At 67.0% G+C, this 22,307-nt stretch carries 21 protein-coding genes; 9 read left to right on the top strand and 12 right to left on the bottom strand.

Annotated elements, in window-relative coordinates:
* Positions 1 to 10: 10 nt before the first annotated feature.
* The 5 genes from AC6LJY_RS19475 to AC6LJY_RS19455 form a co-directional block, all read right to left on the bottom strand.
* A complete protein-coding gene (locus tag AC6LJY_RS19475; RefSeq protein ID WP_498136567.1) occupies positions 11 to 979 on the bottom strand; it encodes an NAD(P)H-dependent flavin oxidoreductase in 969 nt (322 codons plus the stop codon).
* Between the two features lie 19 nt (positions 980 to 998).
* Entirely contained in the window at positions 999 to 1,973 is a 975-nt protein-coding gene (locus AC6LJY_RS19470; RefSeq protein WP_314357457.1) for a Bug family tripartite tricarboxylate transporter substrate binding protein, read from the bottom strand.
* Positions 1,974 to 2,030: 57 nt separating this feature from the next.
* Positions 2,031 to 3,551 (bottom strand): class I adenylate-forming enzyme family protein, encoded by a 1,521-nt coding sequence (locus AC6LJY_RS19465; protein WP_498136566.1) that lies wholly within the window; start codon positions 3,549 to 3,551, stop codon positions 2,031 to 2,033.
* A 61-nt stretch (positions 3,552 to 3,612) separates the two neighbouring features.
* Complete coding sequence (locus tag AC6LJY_RS19460) at positions 3,613 to 4,785, bottom strand: thiolase family protein (protein ID WP_498136565.1); 1,173 nt, start codon at positions 4,783 to 4,785, stop codon at positions 3,613 to 3,615.
* The gene (locus AC6LJY_RS19455; RefSeq protein ID WP_104143467.1) at positions 4,782 to 5,186 is read right to left on the bottom strand and encodes a Zn-ribbon domain-containing OB-fold protein; all 405 of its coding nucleotides are present in this window, start codon (positions 5,184 to 5,186) and stop codon (positions 4,782 to 4,784) included. The genes AC6LJY_RS19460 and AC6LJY_RS19455 overlap by 4 nt, the downstream gene beginning before the upstream one ends.
* Before the next feature lie 218 nt (positions 5,187 to 5,404).
* Here AC6LJY_RS19455 and AC6LJY_RS19450 point away from each other — a divergent pair, with 218 nt between their 5' ends.
* The 3 genes from AC6LJY_RS19450 to paaG are packed head-to-tail and all read left to right on the top strand — an operon-like array spanning position 5,405 to position 8,572.
* Entirely contained in the window at positions 5,405 to 6,595 is a 1,191-nt protein-coding gene (locus tag AC6LJY_RS19450) for an acyl-CoA dehydrogenase family protein (protein ID WP_046806476.1), read from the top strand.
* Between the two features lie 31 nt (positions 6,596 to 6,626).
* Positions 6,627 to 7,757: an acyl-CoA dehydrogenase family protein gene (locus AC6LJY_RS19445; RefSeq protein ID WP_498136564.1), complete on the top strand. Its 1,131-nt coding sequence runs from the start codon at positions 6,627 to 6,629 to the stop codon at positions 7,755 to 7,757.
* Positions 7,754 to 8,572: a 2-(1,2-epoxy-1,2-dihydrophenyl)acetyl-CoA isomerase PaaG gene (gene paaG, locus AC6LJY_RS19440; RefSeq protein WP_498136563.1), complete on the top strand. Its 819-nt coding sequence runs from the start codon at positions 7,754 to 7,756 to the stop codon at positions 8,570 to 8,572. Before AC6LJY_RS19445 ends, paaG begins: the two co-directional genes overlap by 4 nt.
* A 30-nt stretch (positions 8,573 to 8,602) precedes the next feature.
* Here paaG and AC6LJY_RS19435 read toward each other — a convergent pair whose 3' ends face one another.
* Positions 8,603 to 9,496: a LysR family transcriptional regulator gene (locus AC6LJY_RS19435; RefSeq protein ID WP_104143472.1), complete on the bottom strand. Its 894-nt coding sequence runs from the start codon at positions 9,494 to 9,496 to the stop codon at positions 8,603 to 8,605.
* A gap of 165 nt (positions 9,497 to 9,661) precedes the next feature.
* Between AC6LJY_RS19435 and AC6LJY_RS19430 the strand changes: the two genes are divergently transcribed.
* The 4 genes from AC6LJY_RS19430 to AC6LJY_RS19415 are packed head-to-tail and all read left to right on the top strand — an operon-like array spanning position 9,662 to position 13,405.
* On the top strand, positions 9,662 to 10,492 hold the full coding sequence (locus AC6LJY_RS19430) for an HTD2 family dehydratase (RefSeq protein WP_498136562.1): 831 nt from the start codon (positions 9,662 to 9,664) through the stop codon (positions 10,490 to 10,492).
* Positions 10,489 to 11,682 carry a CaiB/BaiF CoA transferase family protein gene (locus AC6LJY_RS19425; RefSeq protein ID WP_104143475.1) on the top strand — a complete coding sequence of 398 codons (1,194 nt, stop codon included), beginning with the start codon at positions 10,489 to 10,491 and terminating at the stop codon, positions 11,680 to 11,682. Before AC6LJY_RS19430 ends, AC6LJY_RS19425 begins: the two co-directional genes overlap by 4 nt.
* Entirely contained in the window at positions 11,679 to 12,512 is an 834-nt protein-coding gene (locus AC6LJY_RS19420) for an HpcH/HpaI aldolase/citrate lyase family protein (RefSeq protein ID WP_046806470.1), read from the top strand. The genes AC6LJY_RS19425 and AC6LJY_RS19420 overlap by 4 nt, the downstream gene beginning before the upstream one ends.
* Positions 12,509 to 13,405: a sugar kinase gene (locus AC6LJY_RS19415; RefSeq protein WP_104143478.1), complete on the top strand. Its 897-nt coding sequence runs from the start codon at positions 12,509 to 12,511 to the stop codon at positions 13,403 to 13,405. The genes AC6LJY_RS19420 and AC6LJY_RS19415 overlap by 4 nt, the downstream gene beginning before the upstream one ends.
* A gap of 96 nt (positions 13,406 to 13,501) precedes the next feature.
* On the opposite strand, the gene AC6LJY_RS19410 is transcribed toward AC6LJY_RS19415, so the two are convergent.
* Genes AC6LJY_RS19410 through hda form a run of 4 tightly spaced genes read right to left on the bottom strand, consistent with a single transcriptional unit; the run spans position 13,502 to position 16,781 of the window.
* A complete protein-coding gene (locus AC6LJY_RS19410) occupies positions 13,502 to 13,990 on the bottom strand; it encodes a 2-amino-4-hydroxy-6-hydroxymethyldihydropteridine diphosphokinase (protein ID WP_498136561.1) in 489 nt (162 codons plus the stop codon).
* A gap of 3 nt (positions 13,991 to 13,993) precedes the next feature.
* Positions 13,994 to 15,385: a polynucleotide adenylyltransferase PcnB gene (gene pcnB / locus AC6LJY_RS19405; RefSeq protein WP_104143481.1), complete on the bottom strand. Its 1,392-nt coding sequence runs from the start codon at positions 15,383 to 15,385 to the stop codon at positions 13,994 to 13,996.
* Positions 15,385 to 16,083 carry an HAD family hydrolase gene (locus tag AC6LJY_RS19400; protein WP_120153950.1) on the bottom strand — a complete coding sequence of 233 codons (699 nt, stop codon included), beginning with the start codon at positions 16,081 to 16,083 and terminating at the stop codon, positions 15,385 to 15,387. The genes pcnB and AC6LJY_RS19400 overlap by 1 nt, the downstream gene beginning before the upstream one ends.
* A complete protein-coding gene (gene hda, locus AC6LJY_RS19395; RefSeq protein WP_046806465.1) occupies positions 16,080 to 16,781 on the bottom strand; it encodes a DnaA regulatory inactivator Hda in 702 nt (233 codons plus the stop codon). The genes AC6LJY_RS19400 and hda overlap by 4 nt, the downstream gene beginning before the upstream one ends.
* Positions 16,782 to 17,172: 391 nt before the next feature.
* Here hda and purM point away from each other — a divergent pair, with 391 nt between their 5' ends.
* The gene (purM, locus tag AC6LJY_RS19390; RefSeq protein ID WP_498136560.1) at positions 17,173 to 18,222 is read left to right on the top strand and encodes a phosphoribosylformylglycinamidine cyclo-ligase; all 1,050 of its coding nucleotides are present in this window, start codon (positions 17,173 to 17,175) and stop codon (positions 18,220 to 18,222) included.
* Between the two features lie 160 nt (positions 18,223 to 18,382).
* Here purM and miaA read toward each other — a convergent pair whose 3' ends face one another.
* Together miaA and mutL are read right to left on the bottom strand one after the other, a co-directional pair.
* Positions 18,383 to 19,351: a tRNA (adenosine(37)-N6)-dimethylallyltransferase MiaA gene (gene miaA, locus AC6LJY_RS19385; RefSeq protein ID WP_498136559.1), complete on the bottom strand. Its 969-nt coding sequence runs from the start codon at positions 19,349 to 19,351 to the stop codon at positions 18,383 to 18,385.
* A gap of 2 nt (positions 19,352 to 19,353) precedes the next feature.
* Positions 19,354 to 21,507 (bottom strand): DNA mismatch repair endonuclease MutL, encoded by a 2,154-nt coding sequence (gene mutL, locus AC6LJY_RS19380; RefSeq protein ID WP_498136558.1) that lies wholly within the window; start codon positions 21,505 to 21,507, stop codon positions 19,354 to 19,356.
* Between the two features lie 102 nt (positions 21,508 to 21,609).
* Here mutL and AC6LJY_RS19375 point away from each other — a divergent pair, with 102 nt between their 5' ends.
* Positions 21,610 to 22,245, top strand: coding sequence for a VTT domain-containing protein (locus AC6LJY_RS19375; protein WP_082134590.1), 636 nt, complete (start codon positions 21,610 to 21,612; stop codon positions 22,243 to 22,245).
* The last annotated feature ends 62 nt before the right edge of the window (positions 22,246 to 22,307 follow it).

The following is a 22,307-nucleotide window of genomic DNA, read 5'->3' as shown; positions in this document are numbered from 1 at the left end:
CCGCTACACGCTAGCCCGCTACCGCCACCAACGCCGCGCGCGCGCTGAGATATTCGGCTTCCAGCTGATCCACCAGCGTCGCGATGGACAGAATTTCTTGCGCCGACCCTACCCCCTGGCCGGCGCTCCAGACATCCTTCCACGCCTTGGGCCGCGAGTTCTTGTCCATGTTGGCGGGCGGCGCTTCGCCGTTCTTCGCCAACGCCACCGGGTCCAGGCCCGCCGCCAGAATGCTGGCCGACAGGTAGTTCGCAGGCACGCCAGAAAAGTAAGGCGTGTACGTCACGTCGGCTGCTTGCGCTTGCAGCACCATCTCGCGGTAGGCGTCGTTTGCCAGCGATTCCTGCGTGGCGATGAAGCGCGTGCCCATGTAGGCGAAGTCGCAGCCCAGCACCTGCGCGGCCAGCACGTCCTTGCCATGGCTGATACAGCCCGATAGCGCCAAAGGGCCGTCGTAGAACGCACGGATTTCGTTGACCAGCGCAATCGGATTGACCTGGCCGGCGTGGCCGCCCGCGCCCGCCGCTACCAGGATCAGGCCGTCCACGCCCGCCTCCAACGCGCGCTTGGCATGCCGCACGTTGGTGACGTCGTGATAGACCAGCCCGCCGTAAGGGTGCACCGCCCGCACCACCGCTTCGGGCGCGTGCAGCGACGTGATGATGAGTGGCACGCGGCGTTCGGCGCAGATGGCCAGGTCGCCCTGCCAGCGCGGGTTGCTGGGGTGGATGATCAGGTTCACGCCGTAGGGCGCCAACTTGGCGTGCGGATGGGCGCGGCGTTTGGCGGCCAGCCCGTCTTCAATGCGCGTGATCCAGTCTTGCAACTGTTCTTGCGGACGAGCGTTCAGGGAGGGAAAGGTGCCGATGATGCCGGCCGCGCATTGCGCCACGACCAGCTCGGGCCCAGAGACCAGAAACATGGGGGCGCCGATGATCGGCAGGCGGGTCTGGGCGCGTAGCGCAAGCGGGGCGGGCATCAGTGGGCTCCGGTAAGGGTCAGTTGGCCTGGATGTTGGCGCTTTGGATAACGTCCGACCACAAGGCGTACTCGCGGTCGATGCGGGATTGCAGGGCGGCGGAGTCGCCCGCATTGATGGTGTAGCCGCCTTCGGTCATGGCTTTGCGGAACGCGGGGTCTTTGGACACGTCTTGCAGCGCGCGGGTCAGGCGGGCCGAAACGGCGTCGGGCAACTTCTTGGGGCCGACCAGCGCGTACCAGCCCACCACCTCGTAGTCCTTCATGCCGGCTTCCATCATGGTGGGCACGTCGGGTAGTTCGGGGTTACGGGTCTTGGACGTGACGGCCAGCGCGCGGGCCTTGCCGCTTTTGATGAATGGGATTGCGGTGCTGGTGATGTCGAACATGAAGGTCACCTTGCCGCTGATTACGTCCATCATAGCGGGCGAGTTGCCGCGATACGGCACGTGCAGCATCGACGCATCGGCCTGCTTTTTAAGCAGTTCGGCCGACAAGTGGTTCGACGCGCCGATGCCGGCGGATCCGAACGACACGGCATCGGGGTGCGAGCGCGCGTAGCTGACCAGCTCGCCCACGTTCTTGGCGGGAATCTGCGGGCCGATCAGCAGCACGTTGGCGTAATCGACCACCAGCCCGATCAACGAGAAGTCGTGGCGCGGATCGAACAGCGTGCTGCGCTGGACCAGCGGCGACATGGTCAGCGTGGGGCTGGCGGCAAAGCCCAGCAGGTAGCCGTCGGGCGTGGCCTTGGCGGTGGCGTCAGAGGCGATCATGCCGCTGGCGCCCGCGCGGTTTTCCACGACGACCGTCTGGCCCAGCTTGTCGCCCAGGTATTTGGCGAAGACGCGGGCTGTCGTGTCCACCGGGCCGCCGGGCGCGTAGCCCACCAGCAGGCGGATGGGGCGGTCGGGGTACGTCTGCGCGCCGGCGCTGGACGCCATGGCGAAGGCGGCCGTGGCGGCGGCCACGGCAAAAAGGGTCTTGAGTTTCACGCTGTTGTCTCCTTGTGTATAGGTGGCCGGTCGTGGAGCGGAACAGCGGGTCCGCGCCTACGCCAGCCTTTCTTTCAGCGGTTGCTTGAGGATCTTGCCGCTGACGGTCGTGGGAATCGTGTCGATGGAAATGATGCGCGCAGGCCGCTTGTACGGCGCCAGCTGGGCGCGCAGGTGCAACATCAAGAGGTCGGTGTCGACGCGTGCGCCCGGTAGCGGTTCGACGAACGCGATCACTTCTTCGTTCTGGTCGGCCGTGTTGCGACCGACCACGGCGGACAGGCGCACGCCCGGAAACGCGTTGATCACCGATTCCACTTCGATGGGGTAGACGTTGAAGCCCGAGCGGATGATCAAGTCCTTGGAGCGGCCGGCGATGAACAACGCGCCGCTGTCGTCCACATAACCGATGTCGCCGGTGTTGAGCCAGCCGCCGGGCAGCAGCGCTTGCTCGGTCTGTTCGGGATTGCGGTAGTAGCCCAGCATGACGCCGGGGCCTCGGATCAGGATGTCGCCACGTTGGCCGGGTTTCGGCGCGCCCGCGTCGGGGCTGCCCAGGCGCATTTCCACGCCGTCTACCGCGTAGCCGGCCGAGCAGTCATCGCGCGGCTCATCGATGCGCGTGATGAACATGGAGCCCGCGTATTCGGTGATGCCGTAGCCGTGATGCATCGCCACGCCAAAGTAGCGCTCGGCGTCGCGTTTCAATGTGGGGTCCAGCGCCGCGCCGCCGGTGTACAGATAGCGCAGGGCAGGGGCGCGCAGCTCGGCGCGCGGTGGGGCCACGGCCATCATGCGGCTGAACATGGTGGGCACGCCTTGCATGATGCTGACGCCGGGATGCGCCAGCGCCTTGAAGGCGTCGTCGGCGTCGAAGCGGCTGCGCAGCACCAGGCTGGCGCCCGCGTGCACCGTGGCCATCAGCACCGTGGCGATGCCGAAGATGTGCGACATGGGCAACGCCGCGTAGCCGATGTCGTGCGGTGTCAAGCGCCGCGACGCTGCTGACACGCGCGCAAAATGCAGCAGGCCGCGATGTGGCACCAGCACGCCCTTGGGCGCGCCCGTGGTGCCCGACGTATAGATGACGGTGGCCACTTCCGAGGCCAGCGCATCGGTTTCAGCAGCGGTGGGCGTGGCGGCGCGCGCGGCCTGCACGCCCGGCCCCCACACGGCAGGGTCCGCATCCACCGCGCGGGCGTCAGCGGCATGCGCGGCGGCGGCGGACGACACGCCCGTGGTGTACAGCAGCAGTTCGGGCTGCGCGTGCTGGCGGATGTTGTCCACTTCGCGGCCGGACAGCCGCGCGTTCACGCCCACCGGCCACGCGCCCACCACGCCGCATCCGAACAGCGCGGCGATCATCGCGGTGCAGTTTTCGCCCACCATCAGCACACGATGGCCGGGCTGCACGCCTTGCCCGCGCAGCCAATCGGCCACGGCCTGCACACGCTGCCATAGCTGCGCATAGGTGACGGTGCCGCCGCCTTCTTCGTACAGCACGATGGCGTCGGGTTGCCGGCGCGCTTGCCGGGCCAGCAGTTCATGGATGCGGGTGAGGGTTTCTGCTTGAGACATCGAAGGTGGCGTGTCAGTCAAAGTGCGGGTGAGTCGATCAAAGCCTGGATCAAACCCAGGATCACAGCGTGGCCTGGGTGCCCAGGATGGCGGTGGACTGGCTGGACAGCGTGCCGCCGTTGCCGTGCACCAGCGCCAGCTGCGCGTCGGCCACCTGCCGGTCGCCGCATTCCCCACGCAATTGCCGCACGGCTTCAATCATGATGAAGACGCCGTACATGCCGGGATGCACGCAGCACAAACCGCCGCCATTGGTGTTGACGGGCAGCCTGCCGCCCGGCGCAATCGCGCCGTCCGCGATGAAGTCCTTGGATTCGCCCTTGGCGCAAAAGCCCAGGTCCTCCAGGAACAGCAAGGTGTTGATGGTGAAGGCGTCGTAGAGTTCGACCACGTCGATATCGCGCGGCGACACGCCGGCCATGTCGAAGGCCTGCTTGCCCGACTGCGCGGCGGCCGTCACCGTCAGGTCGTGCATGGACGAGATCTGCCGGTTCCATACGGCGGTGGCGTTGCCCAGTACGTAGACAGGCGGACGCGGCAAGTCACGCGCGCGCTCAGCGCGCACCAGCACAAAAGCGCCCGCCCCGTCGGTAACCAGGCAGCAATCGCGCACGCTCAAGGGGTCGGACACCATGCGCGCCGACAGAATTTCATCCAGCGTCGTGGGTTGGCGCAGCTGCGCCTCGGGGTTCAATTGTGCCCATTGGTTGGCCGCCAACGCCACCTGCGCCAGATGCTCGCGGCGCGTGCCGTACTGGTGCATGTGGCGCGCCGCCGCCAGCGCGTATGACGACAGCGGGCTGAGCGGGTCGTAGGGGGTTTCATAGGGTTGCGGGTCGAACTGCTTGCGCACGCGGCCCACTTCGGCGCGGCTCAGGGTCGACGTGCGCTGCGTGCTGCCATAGCAGACCAGCACGGCGTTGCACTGGCCGGACGCCAGCGCGTGCATGGCCGGCAACAGGTGCGCGACGAAGCTGCTGCCGCCCAGCATGGTGCTGTCGATGAAGGTGGGGCGGATGCCCAGGTGTTCGATCACCGGCATGGCCCACATCGGCGCGGCCACGCTGGCGGTGCAGATGCCGTCAATGTCGCGCAGGGTCAGGCCCGCGTCGGCCACGGCGCGCTGCGCCGCCTGCACCAGGATTTCCATTTCGGTAAAGCCGTTGGCCTGTCCCAGGCCCGCATGGCCGACGCCGGCCACGGCCACCGCGCCGCGCAAATCGGTAAGCGTCATGCCGCCTCCTGCTTAGCGTCAAAGACCACCAGGCCGTGGCCGTCCTGTTGGATCACACGGGCGCGCACGGCCATGCCGATGCGCACGTCGGCCGGCGCAACGCCTTCAACGCGGCTCATCATGCGCACGCCTTCGTGCAGGTCGATCAGCGCCACGTTGTAGTCGCCGCCCGCGTCGGGCTTGCGGCGCACAACGGTGGTGGAATAAACGGTGCCGCGTCCGTCGGCCGGCGTGAAGGCCAGTTTGTCCGCGCCGCAATGCGGGCAGACCATGCGGGGATAGAACACCGCGCGGTCGCAACCGCCACAGTGCTGGATAAGAAAACGGCCCTGGTCGAGCGCCTGGCGGTACTGCGCCTCGACGCCCTGCGACACGCCTTCCTTGTGATCGGAAACAGTCATGGTGCGATGGGATTCCAGTGGATGACGGCTGCTAGTGTCGGTACTGCGCCAAGGTTCTGCCATTCTTCATTGCTGAAGCAGGCCTTTTGCGAAGCGGTAGTGGGCCGCTCGCGCCGTCCGGGGTGTTGCCCTACATCCAGCGCGAAGCCGGTCTTCGGAAGAGGCAGATTGTGGGGCTGCCCGCGCCATGGCTAGATACCGGGCAAAGGAGGTAGACCATGAACCTGACCTGGACGCCGCAAGAGCGCCAATTCCGCGACGAGGTGCGCGCGTTTGCCGCCACCCGCCTGCCCGCCGACATCCGAGACAAGGTGTTGCGCCATCAGCGGCTGGAACGCGACGACTACGTGCGCTGGCACAACATCCTGGCGGACCAGGGCTGGGGCGCGCCGAACTGGCCGGTAGAGCACGGTGGCACCGGCTGGAACGCCTTGCAGCGCCTGATCTTCGAAGTGGAGTGCTTCAAGGCCGGCGCGCCGCGCCTGCTGCCGTTCGGCTTGTCGATGATCGGCCCCGTGCTGATGAAATACGGCAGCGCGCAACAACAATCGCGCTTTTTGCCGCGCATCCCTCGGGTGCAGGATTGGTGGTGCCAGGGCTATTCCGAACCGGGTTCGGGGTCGGACCTGGCGTCGCTGAAAACACGCGCCGTGCGCGATGGCGATGATTACGTCGTCAACGGTCAGAAAACCTGGACCACGCTGGCGCAATACGCCGACTGGATGTTCTGCCTGGCCCGCACCGACCCCGACGCGCGCGCGCAACGCGGCATCTCGATGCTGCTGCTGGACATGCGCGCGCCGGGCGTGACGGTGCGCCCCATCCGCACGCTGGACGGCGGCCACGACGTCAATGAAGTCTGGCTGGAAGACGTGCGCGTACCGGTGGAAAACCTGGTGGGCGAAGAGAACCAGGGTTGGACCTACGCCAAGTACCTGTTGGGCCACGAGCGCACCGGCATCGCCGGGCTGGGCCATTGCCATCGCGAGCTGGGCATCTTGAAACACATGGCGGCGCAAGCGCAATCGCGCGGCAAGCCCTTACTGGCCGACAGTCGTTTTCGCGACCGTATCTCGCGCATTGAAGTCGACATCATGGCGCTGGAAATGCTGCTGCTGCGCGTGGCGTCCAGCAACGACGGCACGCCCGGCCCCGAGGCCTCGGTGCTGAAGATTCGCGGGTCTGAAATCCAGCAGGATCTGGCCATGCTGCAAATGGAAGTGGCGGGGCCGGACGCCTGGCCCTACGACCCGGATTGGCTGTTGGCCGACCACGACGATCACGGGCCGGGCCCGGCGATGGCCGCGGCGTCGGGCGCGGGCTATGCCGATATGCGCAAGACGTCCATCTACGGCGGCACGACCGAAGTGCAGAAGGGCATCATCGCCCGCCTGGTGCTGGGCCTGTAGGCCCGCTGCGCCATCCGACAGGAAGACACGCATGGATTTCATCTATACCGAAGAACAGCGCATGCTGGCCGACAGCCTGCGCCGCCTGGTGGACCAGGCATGGACATTTCCCCAACGCCGCGCGCGCCAGGCCACCGGCACGCTGGACGCCCACGCCTGGGCCGCGCTGGCCGAACTGGGCGTGCTGGGCCTGACCATTTCGCAGGACTTCGGCGGCTTTGGCGAAGTGCCGGCCAGCCTGTTGCCCGTGCATGTGGAACTGGGACGCGCGCTGGTGTCAGAACCCGTCATTCCCAGCGCGGTCATGGGCGCGGCATTGCTGGACGCGTGCGGCGACGCGGCGCGTGGCCGCTGGTTGTCGGGCATAGCCTCGGGCGAGACGATCGTTACCGTGGCCTATCAAGAACCCGGCCGTCGCTACGACACGCAGCCGCGCGATTGCCGCGCGGCCAAGACTGCCCAGGGCTGGCGGCTGGATGGCGCCAAGCATCTGGTGTGGCACGGCGCGGCGGCCAATGCGTGGCTGGTCAGCGCATTAGGCGCCGAGGGCCAGACGGTGTTGCTGGCCGTGCCGTCGGACGTTGCCGGCGTGCGCGTCACCGACACGCCCACGCTGGACGGCGCGCGCTGCGCCCGGCTGGATTTCGACGCGGTGGGCCTGCCCGCCGATGCCTTGCTGGCCGAAGGCGCGCAGGCCGACGACGCCCTGGCCCAGGCGTTGCAGTGGGGCACGGCGGCGCTGTGTGCGCACGCAGCGGGCGCGATCGACCGGCTGCTGGAAATCACCGTTGATTATCTGAAGACGCGCAAGCAATTCGGTCAGCCGCTTGCCTCGTTCCAGGCGCTGCAACACCGATTGGCCGAGATGCTGGTGGCCAAGGAACTGGCTTTGTCGATGGCCTATGTGGCCGTGGCCGCGCTGACCGAACCCGATGCCGTGCAGCGCCGCCGCATGATTGCGTCGGCCAAGTTGGAAGCCGCGCGCGCCGGGCGCCAGGTGGCGCAGATGGCGGTGCAGTTGCACGGCGGCATGGGCATGACAGACGAGCTGGAAGTGGGCGATTATTTCAAGCGGCTGACCATGGTGGATCCGTTGCTGGGCGACACGGCCGAACAACTGGCGGTGCTGGAGGAAGTGGCGATGCTGGAGGAGCAGGCATGAGCGCAACGCACGACAACGCAGCCGACGGCTACACGCAGATCCGCTTCACGCTGAAAGACGGCGTGGGCGTCATCACCCTGAACCGGCCGGACCGGCTCAACAGCTTTACCGAAGTCATGCACGGCGAACTGGCGCGCGCGCTGGATGTGATGGAGTCGCACGCCGGTCTGCGCGGCCTGGTCATCACCGGCGCGGGGCGGGGCTTTTGCGCGGGGCAGGATCTGAGCGAGCGCAAGCCCTCCGAGGACGGCTCGCGGCGCGACCTGAGCCTGATGCTGGAAAAGTGCTATCGCCCGTTGATCACCCGTTTGCGCGCGCTGCCGGTGCCGGTAGTGTGCGTGATGAACGGCGTGGCGGCGGGCGCGGGCGCCAGCCTGGTGCTGGCCTGCGACGTGGTGTTTGCCGCGCAGTCGGCCCGCTTTGTGCAGGCGTTCAGCAAGATCGGCCTGTTGCCGGATGCGGGCGGCACATGGTTTTTGCCCCGGCTGGTGGGCTCGGCGCGCGCGATGGGCGCGGCATTGTTTGGCGAGGCCGTCAGCGCCACCGAGGCCGCCGCGTGGGGGCTGATCTGGCGTGTCGTGCCTGACGATGCGGCGGCCGCCACCGTGTCGGACGTCACCGCCACATTGGCCGCCGGGCCAACGCGGGCCTACGCGGCCACCAAGGCGGCGCTGCACGCGTCCAGCGGCAATACGCTGGCCCAGCAGTTCGATCTGGAATGCCAGTTGCAGCGCGAGCTTGGCTACACCGACGACTACCTGGAAGGCATGCGCGCCTTTGCCGAAAAGCGGCCGCCCGCGTTCACGGGGACCTAAGCGACCGGTGCTTGCCTCGCGCCTTGAAGGTCAAGGCGCGCGGGGTACCTGGATCTGTTCGATCAGGTCACGCGCGCAGCCGGGCAGGGCGTCGATGTCGCGCACCAGCAGCTTACGTTCACGCACCACCCAGGGTTCATCCAGCTCTACCACGCGCAACTTGGTGTCGGCGCCATAGCGGCGCGCGGCGGAATCGGGAATCACGCCGATGCCCACGCCCGCCTGCACCATGCGGCAAATGGAATCGAAGCTGTACAGCTGGATGCGTTGCGGCAGGCGCTGGCCGCTGCGTTCCAGCTGGTCACGCAAGAAGGCCACCAGCGTGGAGCCTTCGTGCATGGTGATGAACGGGTAGCGCACGGCGTCCACCAGCTTGACCTTGTCCTGGTCTTGCAGCGGATGGCCGTTGGGCACCACCAGCACCAGCCGGTCGGTGCTGAAGTGGATGGCTTGCAGCTCGGGCGCATCGACCGGGCCGGCCACGATGCCCAGGTCGGTGGTGCCGTCCAGCACGCCGCGCACGATGTCGCGCGTCAGGCGTTCTTGCAGGTCCACCGTGACGCCCGGGTGCCCGGACAGGAACTGCGCCAGGATGTCGGGCATGAACTCGGTCACGGCCGTGGTGTTGGCAAAGATGCGGATGTGCCCGGCATCGCCGTCGGATTGCTCTTGGAAGTCGTGCTTCAGGTGGTCCACCTGCCGCATGATGACGCGGGCATGTTGCAGCAGTTTCTGCCCGGCGGGCGTGATTTCCACCCCCCGGCTGTCGCGGTACAGCAGGCGGGAATTGAGCTGGTTCTCCAGCGCCTTGATCCGCACGCTGACGGCGGCCAGGGACAGATGCGCTCGTTTCGCGGCCTGGGTCAGGCTGGGGGATTCGGCGATGTGGATGAACAGGCGTAGGTCGGCTAGGTCGAAGTGCATGGGCCATATATTACGGCGCGCCGCGCCGGGCCTGGGCGTGGGCTGTCGATTCAGGCGCCGCAAACCCCGCCTTGAGGAAAAACGAATTCACAACGGGGACGGCTTGCGGGCATCCTTGGCGCTTACCAACAATCCCACCAAACAACCCCACCAAAGGATATGGGCATGACTTCTACAGACCCGGCAGCCTGGATCGGCAGCGGCGAACGCAAGCCGGACGCCATGGACCCCGGCCACGCCGCGCGCATCGCGGCCACCCTGGGCGGTCAGGCGCCTGGCGTGGGCGAGGCCCTGCCGCCCTTGTGGCAATGGGCGTTTTTCATCAGCACGGTGGGCATGGACGGGTTGGGGACGGATGGGCACCCCGCGCGCGGCGGCTTCTTGCCGCCGGCACAGGACCGTAACCGCATGTGGGCGGGCGGCCGGGTGCAATGGCATCAGCCTTTGAAGGTGGGCGTGCCGGCCGAACGGGTGTCCAAGGTGCTCAAGGTGGAAGAGAAGGCGGGCCGCACCGGCGCGCTGCTGTTCGTCACCGTGCGCCATGAATACCATCAGGCCGGCGACATCGTCATCGAAGAAGAGCAGGACATCGTCTACCGCCAGCCGTCGCCGCCCAAGCTGTCGGGCAGCGAGCCCGCGCCCCAGGCGCAATGGCGCGACGCCGTCAACCCCACGTCGGTGCTGCTTTTCCGCTATTCGGCGGTGACCTTCAACGGCCATCGCATCCATTACGACCACCCCTATGTCACGGACGTGGAAGGGTATCCGGGCCTGGTCGTGCACGGCCCCCTGATTGCCACCGAGATGGTTGCCGCCTTTACGCGCGCCCATCCCCAAGCTCGCCCTACGCACCTGAGCTACCGCGGCCTGCGTCCGCTGATTTCGCCTACGCCCTTCCAGGTGGCCGGCCGCTTGACCGAGCCGGGCGTCGCCCAGCTGTGGGCCGAGCAGGACGGCACGCTGGCCCATCAAGCCGAACTGAGGTTTACCGAATGAGCACACAGGCATCCCGACCGTTGGACGGCATTACCGTCGTCAGCCTGGAACACGCCATCGCCGCACCCTTTTGCACCCGCCAACTGGCGGACATGGGCGCGCGCGTCATCAAGATCGAACGGCCCGGCAGCGGCGACTTCGCGCGCGGCTACGACGAACGCGTGCGCGGCCTGTCCTCGCATTTCGTCTGGACCAATCGGTCCAAGGAAAGCCTGACGCTGGACCTGAAGCGCGACGAGGCGGGCGGCATCATGGAGCGCCTGCTGGAATCGGCCGACGTGCTGGTGCAAAACCTGGCGCCCGGCGCGGCGGCCCGGCTGGGGCTGTCGTTCGAGGCCCTGCACGCGCGCTATCCGCGCCTGATCGTCTGCGACATTTCCGGCTATGGCGAGGGCGGTCCGTATCAGGACAAGAAGGCGTATGACCTGCTGATCCAAAGCGAAAGCGGCTTTCTGTCGGTGACGGGCACTAAGGACGATCCGGTCAAGGCCGGGTGTTCCATCGCCGATATCGCAGCCGGCATGTACGCGTATTCGGCCATCCTGAACGCCTTGTTGCTGCGCCAGAAAACCGGCCTGGGCAGCCGCCTGGACGTGTCCATGCTGGAAAGCATGGTCGAGTGGATGGGCTTTCCGATGTACTACGCGTTCGAAGGCGCCAAGCCGCCCGTGCGCGCGGGGGCGGCGCATGCGTCGATCTATCCCTATGGCCCGTTTCCGGTGGGCGATGGCTCGACCATCATGCTGGGCTTGCAGAACGAACGCGAATGGCGGGTGTTCTGCGCGCAGGTGCTGCGCCAGCCCACGCTGGCGGAAGACGCGCGCTTTATCTCGAATTCGCAGCGCACCGCCAACCGCGACGCGTTGCGCGACCTGATCGTGGCGGCGTTTGCCGATTTGTCGATCGAACAGGTCACACAGCGGCTTGAAGATGCGCAGATCGCCAACGCCCGCGTCAATGACATGGCCGGCGTGTGGGCGCACCCGCAATTGCAGGCGCGCGCGCGCTGGAGCCAGGTCGACAGCCCGGCCGGCATGTTGCCCGCGCTGTTGCCGCCCGCCAGCAGCAGCGCATTCGCGCCGCGCATGGCCGCCGTGCCCGCCGTGGGCGAAAACACGGATGCGGTGCTAGCATCGCTGGGATACGCGCCCGATCAGGTGGCGCAATTGCATGCTTCGGAGGTCGTGTGACGCATTCCGTCGTTCGTAGCGCCCTGTTCGTGCCGGCGTCGCGCGCCGAGCGCATCCCCAAAGCGCTGGCCGCCGGGGCCGACACCGTTATCGTGGACCTGGAAGACGCTGTCGAGCATCTGGCCAAGGCGTCTGCCCGCGAGGCGCTGTGCGACTTCCTGGGGACGCATCGCGACGCCCGCCTGTGGGTGCGCATCAACGACGCGTCCACGTCCTGGCACGACGATGACCTGAAAGCCTGCCGTGGCCGGCCCAACATCGCCGGCATCCTGCTGCCCAAGGCAGAAACACTGGCGCAGGTGCGGCACGTGGCGCAAACCGGTCTGCCCGTCATCCCCCTGATCGAAACCGCGCGCGGGCTGCTAAACGCGTCCGAAGTGGCCGCCACGCCCGGCGTGGCGCGGCTGGCGTTCGGCAGCCTGGACTACGCGCTGGACATGGGCCTGACCCCCGACACTCCCGGCGCCGAAACCGTGCTGGATCAGGCGCGCGTGCAGGTATTGCTGCACAACCGCGCCGCCGGGCTCGCGCCCGCGCTGGACGGCGTGTTTCCCGGCGTGCAGGACACGGCCGGGCTGGCGGCCGCGGCGGCGCGCGCGCAGCAAATGGGCTTTGGCGGCATGCTGTGCATCCACCCGGCGCAGGTGCCGGTGATTCACGCGGCCTTCGTGCCCGCGCGCGAAGAACTGGCCTGGGCGCGGCGCGTGGTGGCGGCACATCGTGAGACGGCGGCGGGCACCTTCATGCTGGACGGCAAGATGGTGGACGCGCCCGTGATCGCTCGCGCGCGGCTGGTGCTGGCGCAGGCCGGGGAACAGACCCCCCCATGAGCCATGCGCTGTTTATCGGGCATACCTACATCGACGTCACCGTATTGGCCGACGAATGGCCCACCGGCGACGAAAAAAGCGTGGCGCGTGACTACGCCGTGTCCTTCGGCGGCAACGCCGTCACGGCGGCGTTTGCTTGCGGCAAGCTGGGCACGCCGCCCGACCTGATCTGTTCGCTGGCGCCCGATTGGCTGGGCCACATGTACACCGACATGGCCGCCGCGCACGGCATCACGCTGCATGCGCGGCATGTGCGCCGGTCATCGTTGTCGTTCATCATGCCCAACCACGGCAAGCGCGCCATCGTGCGCGCGCGCGACGTGCAGTACCTGAATGATTTTCCCCGGCTGGATGTCGGCGCGTATCGCGCATTGCACCTGGACGGGCATCAGCCGGATGCCGCGCTGCACTATGCGCGCGCGTGCCGGCAGGCGGGCGTGCTGACGTCACTGGACGGCGGCGGCGTGCGCGAGAACACCGACGAGCTGCTGCGCCATATCGACGTGGCCGTGTGCGCCGAGCGCATGTGCGAACAGCTGGAGCTGAGCCCGGCCGGGCTGCTGGACTTGCTGAAGGCGCGCGGCTGCCGCATCGGCGCCGTCACGATGGGCGAGCGCGGCATGCTTTGGTATGACGAGACGGGGCGCGTCGACACCTTGCCATCGCTGGATGTGCCGGGCGAACGCATCGTGGATACCTCGGGCGCGGGCGACGTGTTTCACGGCGCCTATGTGTGGTCGTATTTGAACCGGCCGGAGCTGCCCTGGTTGGAACACTTCACCTTTGCGCGGGCGGCGTCGGCGCACAAGATCCAGCACTTGGGCAACGAGGCCGGGTTGCCGCAAGTGGAAGACGTGGAACGCGCGATGATGGCGTTTGCCCCTAAAGCGTAGGCGCGGGGGCGGTCAGCGCGGGCAGGCGCCGGGGGTAGGCATCAGGGCAGGCATCCGGGCAGCCATCGAGCCCAAGCTTGCAAGCTGCCTGCCCGATCAATCCGGCAAGCGTTCGATCGCCTGATCGCGGATCTGGGCGACCCTCGTCGAAATCGGCCGGCCATTCACCAGCATGTCCGGCGCCAGGTCTTGCAGCGGCAAAAGCACGAACGCGCGTTGATGCATGCGCGGATGCGGCAGGGTCAGCCGTTCGTGATCCAGCAACACGTCGGCGTATGTCAACAGATCAAGATCCAGCGTGCGTGGGGCGTTCTTGTAAGGGCGCAGCCGCCCGTGCTGGTTTTCCAGCGCCTGTAGCGCATCCAGCAATGCCAACGGCGGCAGCCGGGTGTCCAGCGCCGCCACCGCATTGACGAAGTCGGGGCCGGCGGCGTCCACCGGCGCGCTGCGGTAGAACGGCGACGCCGTCACGGCGTCGATGCCGTCCGTGGCCTGCAATTGGGCCAGCACGCGGCGCAAGGTGGCCGCGCTGTCGCCCAGGTTGGCGCCCAGGCCGATATAGGCGCGGACCAAAGCGGGCGACACGGTTTACTCGGGGGTAGCCGGGCCGCGCGACGGCGAACGGCGCGGACGCCGGCGCTTGCGCGTGCCGGTCGACGCAGCGGGGCCGCCCATGCCGCCCATGCCGCCATCACCCGCCTCGCGCGGCAGGCGCGCCACTTCTTCGATCATGTCGGCGCGGGTCACGTCGTCGGCATTGGCCAGGTCCATCCACCACTGTGCCAACACGCTGTCGAATTCGCCGGCAGCGGCGCGCAATTGCAGGAAGTCGCAGGCGGCGCGGAAGCGCGGTTGTTCGATCATGCGGAAAATCGTCTTGCCCATGCGACGCTCGAAACGCGGCTGCATGAACCAGATCTCGCGCATGTCGGACGAGAAGCGACGCTGGATGGCCAGCTTTTCCGTCTGTTCGTCCAGCACCGAATCGGCGGCCTGGGACAGCGCGGGTATGGTGTGCTCGCCCTGCGCGCGCAACTGCTTCCAGCGCACATCCACCTGCTGCCACAGCAGCGCGGCAAACAGGAAGCTGGGGCTGACGGTCTTGCCGGCGCGCACGCGGGCGTCGGTGCGTTCCAGCGCCAGCTCCACGAAGTGTTCGCCACCGGGCTGCTCCAGCACCACGTCCAGCAAGGGCAGCAGGCCGTTGTGCAGGCCGTCGGCGCGCAGCTGGCGCAGGCAGTCCATGGCGTGGCCGCAGGTCAACAGCTTGAGCATTTCGTCGAACAGGCGCGAGGCCGGCACGTTTTCGATGAGCTCGGCCATGGTGCTGATGGGCTCGCGCGTGGCGGGGTCGATCGTGCCGTTGAGCTTGGCGGCGAAACGCACGGCGCGCAGCATGCGCACGGGGTCTTCGCGGTAACGCTTGACCGGGTCGCCGATGATGCGGACCTGGCGTTTTTTCAGGTCGGCCACACCGTTGTGGTAGTCGATGACTTCCTCGGTGTGCGGGTCGTAGTACAGCGCGTTCATGGTGAAGTCGCGGCGCTTGGCGTCTTCTTCTTGTGACCCGAACACGTTGTCGCGCAGGATGCGGCCGTGCTCATCGGTTTCCTGCTCTTCGGACGCCGGGGCGCGGAAGGTGGAGGTTTCGATGATTTCCTGGCCAAACACCACGTGCACCAGCTGAAAGCGGCGGCCGATGATGCGCGCGCGGCGGAACAGCGGGCGGATCTGTTCGGGCGTGGCGTTGGTGGCCACGTCGAAATCCTTGGGCTCCAGTCCGACGATCAGGTCGCGCACCGCGCCGCCCACGATATAGCCTTCGTAGCCGTGCTGGCGCAAGACTTCGCAGACCTTGATGGCGTGGCGAGAAACGTTACGGCGATCAATGCCGTGCTTGTCGCGCCCAATGCGCAACGGCCCCCGGGGTGCCGGCGCGAACAAGCGGCCGACGAATTTTTTTATGGTTTCAGTGATCATTAGGACTTCGAGTCTTCCATGTGGTCGAACAAGTCGATCACTTGCCAGCCACGGTCCTTTGCGATGGTGCGCAAGGTCGGGCTGGGGTTGGCGGCGATCGGACGGGTCACCTTTTCCAGCAGAGGCACATCATTGACCGAATCGCTATAGAAAAACGATTCGGGGAAATCCGCAAGCGCCAATCCCAGATTGGACAGCCATTCGTTCACGCGCACAACCTTGCCTTCCTTGAAACTGGGCGTGCCCAGGATGCGGCCGGTATAGCGCCCGCGCAGGTATTCGGCGTCGGTGGCGACCAGGTAGGGCACGCCGAAGGCGCGCGCGATGGGGGCGGTGACAAAGCTGTTGGTGGCCGTGACGATGGCGCACAGGTCGCCGGCGTCCAGGTGGGATTGCACCAGCGCGCGCGCGTCGGCCGTGATGGACGGGCGGATGACTTCGCGCATGAATTCTTCGTGCCAGTCGGCCAGGTCGAACGGCGAATGCGCCGCCAGCAGGCCCAGCATGAATTCGGCGGCCTGTTCGGCGGTGAGTTCACCGCGGTTGTAGCGGTCCATCAGGTCGTCGTTCTGGCGACGGGCCTGGACGGGGTCTCCCGCGCGGCCGGTGCGGGCCAGGTAGTCGGCCCATTGATAGTCGCTGTCCAGCGGCAACAGGGTGTGGTCCAGGTCGAACAGGGCGAGACGTCGGGATGTCATGTGCGTTGCGAATCAGGATCTGCGAGCATGGCGCGCAGCAATGGCAGGGTGATGGGACGGCCGGTGGCCAGGGAATAGCGGTCAAGCGCGTCGATCAACGCGGCCAGTTTGCGGATGTCGCGTTCGTGATGAATCAGCATCCAGTTGATGATTTCGGGCGCCAGGTGCATGCCGCGTTCGGCGGCCTGCGCGGACAGCGCGGCCAGCTTGTCGGCGTCGGACAGCGGGTCCAGGCGAAACACCAGGTCCCAGCCCAGGCGGGTGCGCAGGTCTTCGCGCAGCGGCATGGACAGCGGGGCGCGGTCGCCGGCCAGCGCCAGCGCAAACGCGCGGCCCGTGGCGGCGGATTCACGCCAGCGGTTGTACAGCGCGAACAAGGCGGCCTGGCGGCTGTCGTCCATGCGGTGCACGTCGTCAACCGCCACGAATTTGGGCATGGGCGATTTGGAATCGGCTTCGGCCAGGCGGCGCAGCATGGTTTCGCCCTTGGCCGGATCAACGAAGACGGCGTCCGGCCGCGCGGTCAGGGCGCGCAGCAGGTGAGTGCGGCCGCAGCCCGCGGCGCCCCATATATACAGCGCGCGACCCGGATTGAGCGCGCGCACGGCCGCCAGCGCTTCCCCGTTGGGGCCGGCGATATAGTTGTTCAGCGATGGCGCTGGCGCGGGAAGAACGTCGAGCAGCAGCTGGCGGTTCATGAGAGGTTATCAATCAGGCTTGTTCGGTACTTCCAATGCCCTGCGCGGTACGTCTGCGCAAGGCTCGCTGCGGCGCGATGGGCATGCCGGTGTTGCCGGAAAAGCCAAAAAACGGTGATACACGGGGCCGATTCGGGTAATGCCCGCCAGAAACTGGCAAAATCCAACCCGGCCAACCCAACACTTTAAACCACCTGGGGGGATGGTGTCGCGCTCAAGGGCTTTGCCAGGCTTGGGTTTGCGCCCTTTTTGCTCCCCGGCCAGCCCGTCTCGCCCCCGCCGCTTTCGCGGCGCCCGGCCAGTCCGAACCCTGCACAGGCCCGCAACATCGTAAAATGCGGGGCGTTCCACCAAATTCCCAGCAATTGTTACATACCCCACGGCATTTCTCATGACGAATCAACCTAAAGCCCCCTTGACCTACCGCGATGCCGGTGTCGACATCGACGCAGGCGACGCCCTGGTCGACCGTATCAAACCCCTCGCCGCGCGCACCATGCGCCCCGGGGTGCTGGCCGGTATCGGCGGCTTTGGCGCGCTGTTCGAAGTGCCCAAGAAGTACAACGAGCCCGTGCTGGTGTCGGGTACAGACGGCGTGGGCACCAAGCTGCGCCTGGCGTTCGAATGGAACCGCCACGACACCGTGGGCATCGACCTGGTCGCCATGAGCGTCAACGACATCCTGGTGCAGGGCGCCGAGCCCCTGTTCTTCCTGGACTACTTTGCCTGCGGCAAGCTTTCGGTGGACACGGCGGCGTCGGTGGTGGGCGGCATTGCCAAGGGCTGCGAATTGTCGGGCTGCGCGCTGATCGGCGGTGAAACCGCTGAAATGCCGGGCATGTACCCGGACGGCGAATACGATCTGGCCGGCTTTGCGGTGGGCGCGGTGGAAAAGTCCGCGATCATCGACGGCAAGTCGATCAAGCCGGGCGACGTGGTGCTGGGCCTGGCCTCCAGCGGCGTGCACTCCAACGGTTTTTCGCTGGTGCGCAAGATCATCGAACGCGCCGGCGCCAAGCCGACCGACGACTTCCACGGCCAGCCGCTGGTTGACGTGGTGATGGCGCCCACGCGCATCTACGTCAAGCAAGTGCTGGCCGCGCTGGCCAAGCACGGCGCCGACATCAAGGGCCTGGCCCACATCACCGGCGGCGGCCTTCTGGACAACGTGCCGCGCATCCTGCAAGCCGGCCTGTCGGCCAAGCTGCATCGCGACGGCTGGGAAATGCCCAAGCTGTTTCAGTGGCTGCAAGAGCAGGGCGGCGTGGAAGACACGGAAATGCACCGCGTCTTCAACTGCGGCATCGGCATGGTGCTGGTGGTGGATGCGGCCCAGGCCGACGCCATCGCCGCGACCTTGCGCGAGCAAGGTGAAACGGTCAACAAGATCGGCGAAATCGTCGCGCAGACCGAAGGCATGGCGCAAACCTTCGTGGTGTAAGCCCGGCTGGTTTCGCTTGGCGTGCTTGAGTATGAAAAACCCGCCGTTGGCGGGTTTTTTCATGGGCGGGCCCGAAGCAACTCGAGCTGTCGCCGGCGTTTCGCCGCGTTTCGCCACGTTTTGCCACGCGCGAGGCGCGACTTGGGCAAGCGTCATTCTGCTACGAGCGCTTGCCCGCCAGCGCCAGCGCCACGGCGTCGATGGTTTGCGCCACCGCGTCGCTGGCCAGGCAGTCGACGATGACGCGGTCGGGCTGGGCGCGCAGCCAGGTGATCTGGCGCTTGGCCAGTTGGCGCGTGGCGGCAATGCCCTGTTCACGCGCGGTGGGCAGGTCGACCTCGCCGTCCAGATGCGCCCACATCTGCCGATAGCCCACGCAGCGCACGGACGGCAGGCCCGGATGCAGATCGGGCCGGGCGCGTAGCGCGCGCACTTCGTCCAGCAGGCCGTTGGCCAGCATGGCGTCAAAGCGCTGTTCGATGCGCGCGTGCAACGCGGCGCGCTCCGACGGTTCAAGGCTGATGGTCAGGTAGTGGTTGGCGTCGTCGTCCGGCTTTTGCTGGCCGCGCGACAGCAATGCGGACATCGGCTGACCCGTCAATTGGCAGATTTCCAGCGCGCGCTGGATGCGCTGGCTGTCGTTGGGCGCCAGGCGCGCCGCCGTGATGGGATCTTGCCGCGCCAGTTCGGCATGCAGCGCGGGCCAGCCCTGGATGGCGGCGCGCGCTTCGATTTCGGCGCGCAAGGCGGGGTCGGCCTGGGGCAGGTCGTCCAGCCCGTCGCGCAGGGCCTTGTAGTACATCATCGTGCCGCCGGCCAGCAGCGGAATGCGCCCACGCGCACGGATCTCGTCGATCAATCGCAGCGCATCGGCGCGAAACTCGGCGGCTGAATACGACTGCGCGGGGTCCAGGATGTCCAGCAGGTGCTGCGGCACTCGGGCCTGTTCCTCGGGCGAGGGCTTGGCGGTGCCGATATCCATGCCGCGGTAAATGGTGGCCGAATCGACGTTGACGATTTCCATCGGCCAGCGCTCGGCCAGGGCCAGGGTGGACGCGCTTTTGCCGGCGGCCGTGGGGCCGGCCAGGCAAATCACCAGCGGGGTATCGGGGGGCAGGGAAGAGGGCAAACCTATTGTCCGCGCAGAAAGAGCTTGTCCAGGTCGGACACCGACCATTGCACCCAGGTCGGGCGGCCATGGTTGCACTGGTCGGCGCGTTCGGTGGCTTCCATCTGGCGCAGCAGCCCGTTCATTTCTTCGATGGTCAACCTGCGGTTGGCGCGCACCGATCCGTGGCACGCCATGGTGGACAGCAGTTCGTTGCGTTGTTCGGTCAACAGGCGCGATACGCCCACGGCACCAAGGTCACGCAACACCGCGCGCGCCAGCGTTTCGATATCGCCACGCGCCAGGATGGCGGGCACCGAGCGCACGGCGATGGACGTGGGGCCGGACGGGCGCATCTCGAAACCCAGCTCGCTGAGCTGCTCTTCAAATTCCTCGATCAGCGCCACGTCTTTTTCCTGGGCGTGGAACACCACCGGCACCAGCAGGTCCTGGCGCGGCAGGCTGCGCGCGTCCAACGCCTGCTTGAGCTGTTCGTAGACGACGCGCTCGTGCGCGGCGTGCATGTCCACCAGCACCATGCCCCGGCGGTTCTGCGCCAGGATGTAGATGCCGTGCAGTTGCGCCAGCGCCATGCCCAGCGGATGTTCCTCGTCCATGGGCAGGGAGGGCGCGGGCCGGGGCTCGCTGACCGGCGTTACCTTGGCGGCCGTATCGTCGTTCAGGGGGCGATACAGGGATTGCCAGTCGGCGGCGGGGATGCCGGCGGGCTCGCTATGCAGGCGGAACGGCACCTGGGTGTGAGCGCGTTGCGGCGCGGGCGACGGACGCAGGCCGTAGGCGGCGTTCTGGCCGGTGTAGCCGGGGCGAAGGGCGTTCGGCGCAGTACCGGAGGCACCGTGGCCGTCCTGAGTGCGTGCGTGGGCGGAGGCGGCGTCCGCGACGGCAGTGTGACCGGCATCGGCACCGGCGCCGGCGCCGAAGCCCGACCCAGAAGCCAAGCTCGATCCGGAACCCGATCCGGAAACTGAACCGGCCCCCAAGCCCGAGCCGGAACCCAAGCCCGAGCCGGAACCCAAGCCCGAGCCGGAACCCAAGCCCGAACCGGCCGCCAAGCCAGAACCCGAACCCAAGCCAGAACCGGAGCCCCCTGCCGCCGTAGCCGACGCCACGGTCTCAAAGCCGCCGTCTTCCTCCTGCTCCTGCCGCGAAGGCGTGACGGCGGACGAGCCTCCCGTCTGCGCCAGCGTCTGGCCCACGGCGTGCGACACAAAACGGTGCACCGCGCCGCTATCGCGGAAGCGGACTTCGTGTTTGGCCGGGTGCACGTTCACGTCCACGGCGGCCGGGTCTATGTCCAGGAACAGCACGTACGCGGGTTGGCGGTCGCCATGCAGCACGTCGGCGTAGGCGGCGCGCAGCGCGTGGCTGACCGTGCGGTCGCGCACGTAGCGGCCGTTTACGTAAAGGTATTGGCGGTCGGCGCGGGCGCGGGCGGCGGTCGGGCGGGTGATCATCCCGGCCAAACTGACGGTGCCCACCGAGTGCGACAGCAGCAGCCCGTGCTCGGCGAATTCCGCGCCCAGCACGTCGCGGATGCGCTGGGGCGGCTCGGCCGGCAACCATTGCCGCTGCGCGCGATCATGGTGGAACAGGCGGAACGCAATCTGCGGATGCGCCAGCGCGATGCGTTCCATCGCGTCAACGCAATGGCCGAATTCGGTGGCCTCGGACCGCAGGAATTTGCGCCGCGCCGGCACGGCGTCGAACAGCTGGCGCACGTCCACGGTGGTGCCGGGTGGGCCGGAAGCGGGGCTGACCTGCATGCTGCCCGCATCGATCTGCCAGGCATGCTCGCCGTCGCGGGTGCGCGAAATGATGGTCACCTGGGCCACCGAGGCAATCGACGCCAGGGCCTCGCCCCGAAACCCCATCGACGCCACCGATTCCAGTTCGTTCAGCGAGCGGATCTTGCTGGTGGCGTGACGCGCCAGCGCCAGCGGCAGCTCGTCGGGCGGAATGCCGCCGCCGTCGTCCGTGACGGCAATGCGGCGGATGCCGCCGCCTTCCAGGCGCACTTCAATGGCGCGGCCGCCCGCATCGATGGCGTTCTCAAGAATTTCCTTGAGCACGGAGGCGGGCCGCTCGATGACTTCGCCAGCGGCAATCTGGCTGATCAACAGGTCGGGAAGCGCAAGAATGGAACGGCGTTCTGTCATTAGGCTTAAGTCTGATGGTGCTGTGTGGACGATTTTAGCGTCATGGGCCGGTGGGCTATAGTCGCGAAGGTTTAACCTTCCTTCCGACTTCCAGGCCGCTGAATGCTCGAATTTTTCAATATGGTCCTCCACATCGACAAGACGCTGGGCGTTTGGGTCGCGCAATATGGCGTGTGGGTGTACCTGGTGCTGTTCCTGATCGTATTCGCCGAGACCGGCTTGGTCGTGTTGCCGTTCCTGCCCGGCGATTCCCTGCTGTTCATCGCGGGCGCATTCGGCGCCACGGGGCATATCGACCCGGTGTTGATGGCCGTGCTGCTGATCGTGGCCGCCATTTCCGGAAACACGCTGAATTACATGATAGGGCGCTACATCGGCCCGCGAGTGTTCTCCATGAACTTGCGCTTTCTGGACCGGGGCGCGCTGATGCGCACGCACGCGTTCTATGAAAAGCACGGCGGCAAGACGATCGTCATGTCGCGCTTCATTCCCGTTGTGCGCACGTTCGCGCCCTTCGTGGCGGGCGTGGCCGATATGTCGATGTCGCGCTTCCAGATGTTCAACATCCTGGGCGCCCTGTTCTGGGTGATCAGCCTGGTGGCGGCCGGTTATTTCTTCGGCAACATCCCGCTGGTGCGCGAACACCTGAACACCATCGTCCTGCTGGGCTTGGCCGCCGCCATCGTGCCCGTGGTGGGCGCGGGCGTGTTCAAGCTCATCAAGTCACGCCGGGCGTAACAGCCCAAGGGCCACCCCGCGCAACGCTGCGCGGGGTCGAAAAAAAGGGCGATGCGCCATCA

Source organism: Achromobacter sp. RT286_PF (assembly GCF_059760425.1).
This window is presented reverse-complemented; position numbering and strand designations above follow the sequence as displayed.